This is a genomic window from Nocardioides hungaricus (assembly GCF_054782915.1).
The window spans coordinates 32,627-43,529 of the sequence record NZ_BAAGRO010000022.1 but is presented as its reverse complement, the minus strand read 5'-3'; the positions used below and the strand labels follow the sequence as shown (position 1 = coordinate 43,529).

At 68.7% G+C, this 10,903-nt stretch carries 10 protein-coding genes; 5 read left to right on the top strand and 5 right to left on the bottom strand.

Features of this window, described 5'->3' with window-relative positions; all coding sequences use genetic code 11:
- Nucleotides 1-1,521 precede the first annotated feature (1,521 nt).
- Nucleotides 1,522-2,511: an aldo/keto reductase gene (locus tag ACYVKX_RS10710; protein WP_460831836.1), complete on the bottom strand. Its 990-nt coding sequence runs from the start codon at nucleotides 2,509-2,511 to the stop codon at nucleotides 1,522-1,524.
- Nucleotides 2,512-2,835: 324 nt separating this feature from the next.
- A complete protein-coding gene (locus tag ACYVKX_RS10705) occupies nucleotides 2,836-3,699 on the bottom strand; it encodes an enoyl-CoA hydratase (RefSeq protein ID WP_460831834.1) in 864 nt (287 codons plus the stop codon).
- A gap of 195 nt (nucleotides 3,700-3,894) precedes the next feature.
- Here ACYVKX_RS10705 and ACYVKX_RS10700 point away from each other — a divergent pair, with 195 nt between their 5' ends.
- The 5 genes from ACYVKX_RS10700 to ACYVKX_RS10680 are packed head-to-tail and all read left to right on the top strand — an operon-like array spanning nucleotide 3,895 to nucleotide 7,876.
- Nucleotides 3,895-4,653 (top strand): enoyl-CoA hydratase/isomerase family protein, encoded by a 759-nt coding sequence (locus tag ACYVKX_RS10700; RefSeq protein WP_460831832.1) that lies wholly within the window; start codon nucleotides 3,895-3,897, stop codon nucleotides 4,651-4,653.
- Between the two features lie 13 nt (nucleotides 4,654-4,666).
- Entirely contained in the window at nucleotides 4,667-4,990 is a 324-nt protein-coding gene (locus ACYVKX_RS10695) for an indolepyruvate ferredoxin oxidoreductase subunit alpha (protein ID WP_460831830.1), read from the top strand.
- Nucleotides 4,987-6,288: an FAD-dependent oxidoreductase gene (locus ACYVKX_RS10690; protein WP_460831828.1), complete on the top strand. Its 1,302-nt coding sequence runs from the start codon at nucleotides 4,987-4,989 to the stop codon at nucleotides 6,286-6,288. The genes ACYVKX_RS10695 and ACYVKX_RS10690 overlap by 4 nt, the downstream gene beginning before the upstream one ends.
- 13 nt (nucleotides 6,289-6,301) lie before the next feature.
- On the top strand, nucleotides 6,302-7,288 hold the full coding sequence (locus ACYVKX_RS10685) for a phosphotriesterase family protein (RefSeq protein WP_460831826.1): 987 nt from the start codon (nucleotides 6,302-6,304) through the stop codon (nucleotides 7,286-7,288).
- Nucleotides 7,289-7,300: 12 nt separating this feature from the next.
- On the top strand, nucleotides 7,301-7,876 hold the full coding sequence (locus tag ACYVKX_RS10680; protein WP_460831824.1) for a hotdog domain-containing protein: 576 nt from the start codon (nucleotides 7,301-7,303) through the stop codon (nucleotides 7,874-7,876).
- On the opposite strand, the gene ACYVKX_RS10675 is transcribed toward ACYVKX_RS10680, so the two are convergent.
- The 3 genes from ACYVKX_RS10675 to ACYVKX_RS10665 are packed head-to-tail and all read right to left on the bottom strand — an operon-like array spanning nucleotide 7,873 to nucleotide 10,863.
- On the bottom strand, nucleotides 7,873-8,646 hold the full coding sequence (locus ACYVKX_RS10675) for an SDR family NAD(P)-dependent oxidoreductase (RefSeq protein ID WP_460831822.1): 774 nt from the start codon (nucleotides 8,644-8,646) through the stop codon (nucleotides 7,873-7,875). The genes ACYVKX_RS10680 and ACYVKX_RS10675 overlap by 4 nt on opposite strands.
- Before the next feature lie 52 nt (nucleotides 8,647-8,698).
- A complete protein-coding gene (locus tag ACYVKX_RS10670) occupies nucleotides 8,699-9,703 on the bottom strand; it encodes an acyl-CoA dehydrogenase family protein (RefSeq protein WP_460831819.1) in 1,005 nt (334 codons plus the stop codon).
- Entirely contained in the window at nucleotides 9,700-10,863 is a 1,164-nt protein-coding gene (locus ACYVKX_RS10665) for an acyl-CoA dehydrogenase family protein (protein WP_460831815.1), read from the bottom strand. Before ACYVKX_RS10665 ends, ACYVKX_RS10670 begins: the two co-directional genes overlap by 4 nt.
- Nucleotides 10,864-10,903: the final 40 nt, after the last annotated feature.

Genomic DNA, 10,903 nt, shown 5'->3' with positions numbered 1-10,903 from the left:
CGCTCACAGCAGTCATCATCATTCCTCTGCTGGGACCGACCGCTTACACAGACCATCTGACACCCCCACGGAAACGGTGCCGTAGCGGCTGCCACGACGCAGCAGGACTCCAGGCAGTTAGGCAAATTCCGTCCGTGCCCTGGTATTCGCTGGCAACAACCTGCTGATCGCGACTGACACCCCGTGCTGAAGGCCAGGATGATCGCTTGGAACATGCAGTCAGCGTCCGCCCCCGAACGACCAGGTTGGTCCCGACGCTCCGCGTGATTCCGACACCATTAGGCGTTCAAGCCTTGTGTTGTATGCACATTCAACTTGCGTTCGATTCCTTTGTTTCTACGAGCTCAGCGAGCCGGCGCAACCGAAGAGCTTCCCGCGCAGGCACGACATTCCCACACCACACCAGCGCCTCGCTGACGGCTAGGTGCTCCTCTGCCACCAAGCGCCGAAGTGCCTCACCGGCTCGCGCCTCTGCTTGCGCAACGGCAAAGTCCCGTTCTGCGATCGCGACTATCACCTCCTCCGCGAGAGCGACGATCCGTCTCTCCCTTTCTATGAGTTCGCGGCGCCGCCTCGACGCAAACTCTCGTGCCGTCCGCCGTGCTTTCTGTCTAGCTGCCTGTTGCGACATGCTGTGCCTCCACGTGAGTGCCGGGTCTTGCATTCACCTATGGCGAGGACAGGGCGGCGGGCGATCACCGTTCACCCGACTGCGCGTACATTCCGGCGACCTGAGCCGGTCCGGCTGAACGAAGTGCGCGGGGTACGCGCGGGGCAAGCGTGGGATCACCAAGGTCCAGGTAGCCCACGAGCCCGGGTTGCCTGGCCGTCTCATTGCGAACGGCCGTGAGCGTCTCTTCCATGCCAAACGCACGTCTGAGATGGGCATCGTGCAGGAACCGCACAGTATGGATTGCGAAGCGGGGGTACGCCGGAGGCAAGCCGGCCCCGGAGCAAGCTGGGCGAGGCCAGACCTGCCTCCGACGACAGCACAAGTTCTATGGGTCGCCGTTACCTACTCCCGCGGGCATGTTCTCGCACGTCAAAGTTCAATAGGGAGATTGCAACTGGTGGCTGGTCCTCGGACCCGTCGAGCCTAGCGGGGTCCGAGCTGCGCGGCCCGCTTGGCCTCTGGCGACTTCAGGCCTCGCGGGCGGGCGCAACGTGCGGTCAGACTCGCGGCTCGCTTATAATCCCGCTTCTTGACCTCGCCGGAACGCGGTCACGGCGACGCATCACAGTGTCTTGGTGGCGTAGTCGTGGAAGAGGTCCGAGCCGCCACTCCCGGACTCGCATCCACGACGGTACGCCGCCCCACGACAACCCCGAAAGAGGCAGACCCCTTCCGCTCTTCAGCGGACCGGTTGACAACAGCGAGGAGCCGAACTGCATCACCTGCCCCTTGCGGTGCCGAGCCAGGCTCCCCGCTGGACCTCCCGGGCCGCGCGAGGTCGGTGCAGCCGCTAGTTGGGCCACGAGGCCGTGCACCGAGGATCTGTCGCGACTTAGCGGGCGCGGCAATCAGCGGTCGATCATCCTCTGCATGGCTTCCGGATATCGGTCACCCTGAACCTCGACGCTGGCTGAGGCGGTGGCGAGCTCGGTCAGGTCCTCTGCTGCGAGCTGCAGGTCAGCCGCTCCGAGGTTCTCATCGAGGCACGCGAGCCGACGGGTGCCGGGGATCGGGACGATCCAGGGCTCCTGCGCCAGCAGCCAGCCCAGGGCCACCTGGCCGACGGTGGCCCCTTTGCGCTCGGCGACCTTCCTCACGAGGTCGACAAGAGCGAGGTTGGCCTCCAGGGCCTCGCGCTCGAAACGCGGAAGCGCCGCGCGGATGTCTCCCTTGCCGAACTCGGTCGCGGCGGTGACCTGACCAGTCAGCAACCCACGCCCGAGCGGGCTGAACGGCACGAAGCCGATCCCGAGCTCGTCGAGGGCGGGCAGGATCTCCTCCTCGGGCTCGCGCCAGAAGAGAGAATACTCGCTCTGCAGCGCCGCGACCGGCTGTACTGCGTGGGCTCTCCGGATCGTCGCGACGCCAGCCTCGGACAGCCCGAACTGACGGACCTTGCCGGCCTCGATGAGCTCCTTAACGGTGCCGGCGACGTCCTCGATGGGTACTTCCGGGTCCACGCGGTGCTGGTAGAGCAGGTCGATCGTGTCGGTCCGCAGACGACGAAGGGACCCGTGGACCGCGGCCCGGATATGCTCCGGTCTGCTGGTGACGCCAGTCTGCTTGCCATCATTGTCGAAAGCGAAGCCGAACTTGGTGGCGATCACAACGTCGTCACGGATGGGCCGAAGCGCTTCGCCCACCAGCTCCTCGTTATGGAAGGGTCCATAGACCTCCGCGGTGTCGAACAACGTCACGCCGCGCTCCACCGCGTCGCGGAGGAACGTGACCATCTCGTCGCGTGGGGGTGGTGGGCCGAACGACTGGCTCATGCCCATGCAGCCAAGGCCGAGCGGCGACACCAAGAGGCCAGCGGTTCCGAGAGTGCGTGTGTCCATCGTGGTTTTCCTTCGTCCGAGGGCTAGTCAGGCCTGGCCGGCGGGCCGGAGCAGGATGTCGTTGATGGCCAGACGCCAGGGGTGGCTCAGCGTGAAGGCGATGAGCTCGCCGACGTCGTCGGCGGGGGCCTCCGCCCTGTCGTACATCGCCTGGGCGCCTTCGCGCGTGTCGCCGTCCGTGAAGGCATGTACGTGCCGTCGGCGCCCCCCTTCCGCCTTGCGCCGCCCACAGTCCGCGCAGCCGTTGACATCTGCGACGAGCTAGTCATGCGGTCGTGCAGATCAAAGCATGTTTCAGTCTGCCTCCGACCACCGAGCGAGACGTCAAGTACGCGGTTCACCCGGAAGCCGACTCGCGTCGCGCATTGATCGGACGTCCATACCGCCGACAGAGTCACCGCCCACCTCGGCGTTGTGAGCGTGGGCCACGTGATGGAGACCGAACACGGAGTCCATCCCGGCGCGCATCCCCATGAGGTCCTCACTTTGATTGATAGCGCGCTTCGTGAGCGCCAGCCCGAGTCGGGGCATCTTCGCAATCCGCTCCGCTAGGACCATCGTCTCTGCTTCCAGCCGGTCGCGTGGCACGACCTTATTGACCATGCCGAGCTGGTAGGCACGCGTCGCGTCGAATCTGTCGCCCGTGTACAAGAACTCCCGCGCGGCCCGCGCCCCCATGACCCAAGGATGTGCAAAGTACTCGACACCGGGGATCCCCATGCGCACGACCGGATCCGCGAAGTACGCGTCGTCTGAGGCCACGATGAGATCGCACGTCCATGCCAGCATCAGGGCTCCGGCCACACAGGCACCCTGCACCGAGGCGATCGCCGGCTTGGGCAGGTCCCTCCAGCGGCGGCACATGCCGAGGTAGACCTCGGACTCGCGCGCGAAGCGTGCCTCCGCGCCGGGCTTGTCGACGTGGTCCCACCAGAGCCCGGCCCGACGATCGAAGGTCTGATCCAGGTCCCGCCCGGGCGTTCCGATGTCGTGACCAGCGGAGAAATGAGTTCCGGCACCCGCCAGGACGACAACCTTGACATCGTCATCGTCAGCCGCGCGGTAGAAGGCGTCGTCGAGCTGGTAGGTCATCATCGAGTTCTGCGCGTTGCGGTACTCCGGCCGGTTCATGGTGATCACCGCAACGGGACCGCGGCGCTCGAAGAGGACGACGTCCTGGGCGTCCATGGCTGCTTCCTGCTTCCTGCCTCGCGATCGCGAGGCACCTTGGATCGCCGCGTCGTGACCGGGCACCGTGCCCGCCGCCGGCTCTTCCCCGACGGTAGCCGGTTGCACAGAGCCAGTCAACAGGTATGATGACTGGCAGGGGTCGGCCTCCGTCGACCATCCCCCGCCACGGCATCGCGAACGACAAGGACCCAGATGCGAACCCACTTCGACGACTACCGGGATCGGTACGAGCACGTTTCGTTCGTGCGCGAGGACGGCATCCTCCAGATGAGCCTCCACACCGACGGCGGCCCCTTGATCTGGGGCGACGGACCGCACACCGAGCTCGGTTCGTGCTTCGAGGACGTCGCCAAGGACGTCGAGAACCGGGTGGTGATCCTCACCGGCACGGGCGACACGTTCATGTCGAAGGTCGACAAGAGCTGGGCGGGCGAGATGACCCCGGCGAAGTGGGACAAGATCTACTTCAACGGCAAGCGCCTGCTGATCAACCTGCTGGCAATCGAGGTGCCGGTCATCGCCGTGGTCAACGGTCCCGCCCGCGTGCACGCGGAGCTGGCCGTGCTCAGCGACATCACGGTGGCCGCGGACACCGCCGTCTTCCAGGACGCGCCGCACTTCCGGGTCGGCACCATCCCGGGTGACGGGGTCCACCTGGTGTGGCAACGCATCCTGGGGCCCAACCGCGGCCGCTACTTCCTGATGATGGGGCAGCGGATCGAGGCGGAGGAGGCGCTGCGGCTCGGCGTCGTCAACGAGGTGGTCCCTGCGGCCGATGCGCTCGCGCGCGGTTGGGAGATCGCACAGCAGCTGGCCACGCAGTCCGACACCACGTTGCGCTACACGCGTGTCGCCCTCACCCAGGAGCTGAAGAAGATGATGCTCGACGGCGTCGGCTACGGCCTCGCCCTCGAAGGCCTCAACGCCTACGCCACGTGGCCCCGAGAGTGACGAGCGGGTCGTCGTGACGTACATCATCACCGACGCCTGCATCGACCTGAAGGATCGCTCGTGCATGGCGGTGTGCCCTGCCGACTGCATCTACGAGGGTCCGCGCTCGGCGTACATCAATCCCGTCGAGTGCATCGACTGCGGTGCGTGCATCGACATCTGTCCCAACGCGGCAGTGATCCAGGACATCGACCTCACCGACGAGCTCGCTCCGTTCGCATTCGCAGCCGAGGAGTGGGTCCAGCAGCACGACGCCGAGGGCGGCGCGATCGCCCGCGGTCCGGTCGCCGTCGACCATCCGCTGATCGCAGCGTTCGCTGCCCGCGACGCCGGATGAGGGCCGGCACGGCACCGCTGCGACTCGCCGTCGTCGGCAGCGGCCCGGCGGGGATGTACGTCACCGATGCGCTGACGAGGTCGGCCGGCGCCACGGTCGACATGTTCGAGCGTCTCCCGACGCCGTTCGGCCTGCTCCGGTACGGCGTGGCGCCCGACCACCTGAAGATCAAGGGGCTCGCTCCCAGCCTGCAGAAGATCCTCGACCGTGACGGGGTCCGCTTCTTCGGCAACGTCGAGGTCGGCGCGGACGTCTCGGTACCGGACCTCCTGGCCGACTACCACGGGGTCGTTCTCGCCGTGGGCGCGCCCTCGGACGCACGCCTCGGCATCCCTGGCGAGACCCTGCCCGGATGCCTCGCTGCCCGCGAGGTCGTGTCCTGGTACAACGGGCACCCGGACGCCGGGCACGTGCCGGACCTTCGGGTCGAGTCGGCAGCAGTGATCGGGCTCGGAAACGTCGCACTGGATGTTGCGCGGATCCTCGTCGGCGGCGCGCAACGACTGGTGCTGACGGACGCCACCGACGACGTGCTCGAGGCCCTCAGCGCTTCCCGGGTGCGCGACGTCCACATCGTCGGGCGCCGGGGACCCTCGGACGCCCGCTTCACCTACCCCGAGCTGCGTGAGCTCGGCAGCATCCCGGACGTCGACGTGGTGGTCCGCCCGGTCGACGTCGCCGACGGGCCCGAGACCGAGGATCGCCGGTTGACCCTGTTCAGGACCTGGGCCGAGACCCCGCCGAGCGGTGCGTCGCGACGCATCCACTTCCACTTCAACAGCACCCCGCTGGCCGTCCTCGGCACCAACGCGGTCGACGGCCTGCGGCTCGGCTCGACCGACGCGCAGGTCGTTGACCTGCCGGTCGGGCTGGTAGTGCGCGCGGTCGGCTATCGGGGGAAGCGGATCCGCGACACGCCGTTCGACGACGGCCCGGGGAGGATCCCCACCCGCGAGCACCGGGTCATCGAGGACGGCGAGCCCGTGCGCGGCCTGTTCGCGTGCGGATGGGCAAAGCGCGGGCCGAACGGCGTCCTCGGGACGAATCGGGCCGACGCCGCGGCGACCGCCGCTGCGGTGCTCGAGGACCTGGCCTTGCTGCAGGCGCGACCGGTCACGCCGGGGGTCGTCGCCGCGCGACTGCTGGCCGACCACGACGTCGTCGAGATGGACGGCTGGACGAAGATCGATGCTCGCGAGCAGGAGATCGGCGCGGGCAGGGGCGCCCGTCGGATCAAGTTGGCGAGCTGGCGCTCATTGCTCTCGACGGCACGGGAGGACGACGCTCATCGGAGCTGAAACGACACCGACCGTGTGGACCACCGAGGGCGCCGTCAGGAGCGAGCTCCTCGGCCGGACCCTCATGCACGAGCACGTCTTCATCCTGTCGCCCGAGGCCGTCCGTGACTATCCCGCCGTCACCGGCTGGGACGAGCACCGGATGGTCGACTCGGCGCGCGAGAAGCTCCGGCAGTTGGCCCAGAGTGGGTTCAGCACGATCGTGGACATGACCGTCCTCGGGATGGGGCGCGACGTCGGTCTGGTCGCCCGGGCCGCCCGGGGCACCGGTGTCCGGGTGGTGGTGTCGACCGGCGTATACGTCGACGACGAGCTGCCCCGGTTCCTGAGGCTTCGCGGTCCCGGCCTGATGATCGACGAAGCCGACCCGATCACCGACATGCTGATCCGGGACGTCGAGGACGGGATCGGCGACACCGGTGTCCGCGCCGGGGTGATCAAGTGCGTCACGGACGTGCAGGGGTTGACGACCGGCGTCGAGCGCGCCGTCCGTGCGGCTGCCGATGCGCACCTCGCGACCGGGGCGCCACTCAGCACGCATGCCGACGCCCGCACCCGTCGGGGACTCGACCAGCAGCGGGTCTTCGCAGAGATGGGCGTCGACCTCTCGACGGTCCTGATCGGCCACTGCGGTGATAGCACAGACCTCACCTACCTGCGTACCCTTCTCGACGCAGGATCCTTCATCGGGATGGACCGGTTCGGGATGGATCGGGGCCCCTACCCTTCTCTCGACCAGCGCATCGACACCGTGGTGAAGCTGTGCGAGCTGGGGTACTCCACGCAGCTGGTGCTGTCGCACGATGCTCACTGCTGGATGGACTGGCTGCCGGACGACCTCGTGGCCGGCACTCGCGCCGAGCTCCCGGACTGGCACTTCCTGCACCTGCCCCACCGAGTCATCCCAGCGCTCGTCGCACACGGCCTCGACCCGGACGTGGTCGAGGCGATGCTGGTCGAGAACCCGAAGCGGATCCTGGAAGGCACCCGGTCCGTCTAGCGAAAGGCAAGCATGGCGTACAGCAGCCTGTCCGGCGACCCGAGGGCCGAGACCTACGACGAGCTGGTCTCGGCGGTCCGGCGGATGCTCGATGTGCTCGTCGAGACCGTGCCCGACCCTGAGAGGTCCGTCCTGCTCGCTCGTGAGGTCGACGCGCTGACGCGGTCGATCGGCGCCGCGGGTGCACCCGGAGCGGAGCCGTTGGCGGGTCACGTCGAGTCGGCGCCCGGACGAGCGCATCCGATCCTCCCGCAAGTGCACGTCGACCACAGAGACGACGTGCTGATCCGGGGCCGGGTGGTGTTCAGCGAGTTCTTCCACGGAGCCGGGCGGGCCGCGCACGGCGGCGCGATCGCACTGCTGTTCGACGAAGTGCTGGGGCGGCAGGTCAACAGCCGTACGACGGCGCACTGCCGGACGGCGTACCTCCATGTCGACTTCCGGCAGCTCGCGCTGGTCGGCGCCGAGCACGTCATCGAGTCCAGGCTGGACGAGCTCGACGGTCGCAAGCAGTTCGCGTCGGGCCGACTGTGGCGCGACGACGTCCTCGTTGCCGAGGCCCGCGGCCTCTTCGTGCATCCCCGCTAGCGAGGCGCCATCCGCAGGCCCCCGTCGATCCGGACCGTGGCCGCGTTGATGTAACTGTTCGTGATCAGCTCCACGGCCAGCGAGGCGAACTCGCTCGCCCTGCCGAGCCGGCGAGGGAACACGACGTCCTTGGCCAGCTTTGCCTTGAACTCCTCGGCCGACGGACCGGTCCCGTAGATCGGCGTGTCGACGAGGCCGGGAAGGATGGTGTTCACCCGGATGCCGGCCGAGCTCAGGTCCCGAGCCGCCGGCAGCGTGGCGCCCACGAGAGCGGCCTTGGAGCTGCCGTAGCCGACCTGGCCGATCTGGCCGTCCTGCGCGGCGATCGACGAGGTGTTGATCACGACGCCGCGGCAGCCGTCGTCGTCGGGCTCGCTCTGGCTCATCCGCGTCGCCGCGACCCGCATCATGTCGATCGAGCCCACCAGGTTGATGTCCAGGATGCGGCGGTAGCGATCCATGTCGAGAGCGGACTCCAGGGTGCCGTCGCGGCCGATCAGGCGGGCCGGCGAGCCGATCCCGGCACAGTTCACGACCACCCGGAGCTCGCTCAAGGCCGATGCCACGTCGACGACCTTGATGACGTCCTCCGGCTTGGTCACGTCCGTCAGCTGGTACGTCGCTCCGATGTCGGCGGCGACCTGACCGCCCAGGTCGGCCTGCAGGTCCGCGATGACCACTGTCATCCCCCGTGCTGCCAGTGCCCGTGCGGTGGCCTCACCGAGGCCGGACGCTCCTCCGGTGACGATGGCTGATCCATGCAGTTCCATGTGACTCCTGACAGCGATTCGTGCCCGGGCGCAGGTGCGCACAGGCGACTGACTACGACAACTGGTCCGAGCGCAGCTCCTGCGTGATGCGATACAGGTGTCGGACGGGGTCGGCCCACACCGAGGACACCGCCCAGGCACGCGTCATGAAGAGGTGGAGGTCGTGCTCTTGGGTGTAGCCGACCGCGCCGTGCACCTGGAGCGCCGCGCGCGCGACGTAGCGGGAGACCCTGGAGGCGCGCAGCGCCGCGTGCGAGGCGTCGTGGTCGGCGGACGTCGTGCTGCTCGCCAGGGAGGCGGCGGCGTGCAGGACTACGGGTCGGCAGAAGGCGATTTCGGCGTACACGCTGGCGAGCTCGTGCTTGACCGCCTGGAAGCCCCCGATCTTCCTGCCGAACTGCTCGCGCACGAGCGCCCAGGCGACGGCGGCGTCGAGCATCGCCTCGCTCAGGCCGAGGAGCTGGGCGGCCGCGGCGACGGCGACCGTTCGCCGGGCGATGTCGGCCGATCCGGGTGCGAGCTCCTGCGCGCCGTCCTTGCTCCACGTCACGGAGCAGGGGCGCATGCCCGGGTCGACGGACATGGTTTCGGCGAGTTCCACCGAGGCGGGATCGACGGCCCAGGCCGCGTCGCCGTCGATCATGAGCAACAGGTCGGCGGTGCGTGCTCCGGGGACCGGCTGTTCCGCGAGCCCGATGGCCACCTCGGCCGTGCCGGCCGCCAGCCGTGGCAGCCACAGGTCGGCCAGGTCGGAGTCGCTCGATCCGAGGACGGCCGCGGCAACGACGTGCTCGATGAGCGGCTCGGACACCGCGCGCCGTCCGGCTTCGATCAGGATTGCCGTCGTGGCCTCCGCGTCCGCGCCGAGTCCCCCGTGTGCCGGGGAGATGGACAGGCCGGGCACGCCCATCCGGGCGAGGTGCTCGCGCAGCGCCGGCACCCGCCCGGCGCTGGTGGCGTGCGCCTCCCGCAGCGCCTCTGTCGACGAGTAGCGATCGAAGAGGTCGGCGACCGCTCCGGCGAACTCCTGGGCCTCGGTCGTCGGCGGGGCCGTCATGACGCGTCCCGCGGCAGACCGAGGATCCGCTCGGCGATGATGTTGCGCTGGATCTCGTTGGTCCCCGCGTAGATGGGCCCTGCGAGCGAGAACTCGAAGCCGTCGACCCACGGCGCCACGTCGGCGTCGTCGATCCGCGTGGCCCACCCGTCCACCAGGTCCAGGCCGGTCTCGTGGATACGGATGTCGAGCTCGGACCAGAACAGCTTGTTCGCGCTCGACTCGGGGCCCACCGGCGTACCGCTCATGGACGCACGAGCGGCGGCGTGCACGTAGAGCCGGTAGGCCTCCGCGTCCAGCCGCGCATCGACGACCCTCGCCTCCAGGCTCGCCGCCCGGACCGGTTCCGACTCCGACACCCTTCTCCAAAGCTCGAGGAGGCGGGCCGAGGAGGCCAGGAAGCGACCGGGTGAGCGCAGCATGAGGCCCCGTTCGGAGGCCGTGGTCGACATGGCCACGTGCCAGCCTCGATCGACATCTCCCAGGACGTCGTCGTCGGTCACGAGGACGTCGTCGAGGAAGATCTCGGCGAAGCCTGCCCCGCCGTCGAGCTGGCGGATCGGCCGGACCGTGACTCCTTCGGCCGACATCGGGACGAGGAAGTAGGTGAGGCCGCGGTGCCGCTCGGCGTCCTGGTCGGTCCGGAACAGCCCGAACATCCGGTCGGCGAACGCCGCGCGGGTCGACCAGATCTTGTGACCGTTGAGCCGCCACCCGCCCTCGGTGCGATCTGCCCTGCTGGTGAGTGCCGCCAGGTCGCTGCCGGCGCCTGGCTCGGACCAGGCCTGCGCCCACACCTCGTCGCCCCGGGCCATCGGCGGCAGCAGGCGCGCCTTCTGCTCCTCGGTGCCGAACTCGAAGATGGCGGGGGCCAGCAGGAAGATGCCGTTCTGGCCCACCCGGCCGGGCGCGCCGGAGGCCCAGTACTCCTCCTCGAAGATCAGCCAGTCGATGATGTCGAGTCCTCGGCCCCCGAGCTCGACGGGCCAGGTCACGACCGCGAGACCGGCCGAGTGCAGCAACCGCTCCCACTCACGGTGCGCAGCGAATCCGGCCTCGGTGTCGAACGACTCCAGCGGCGAGCGAGGCAGGTGCTGCGCGAGCCACCTGCGGACCTCCAGGCGGAGCTCCTCGCGCGTCGGCGAGGCGGTGGGGTGCATGGCTGGGGCTCCTTCTGATCAAGACGACTCGAGGCCCGGC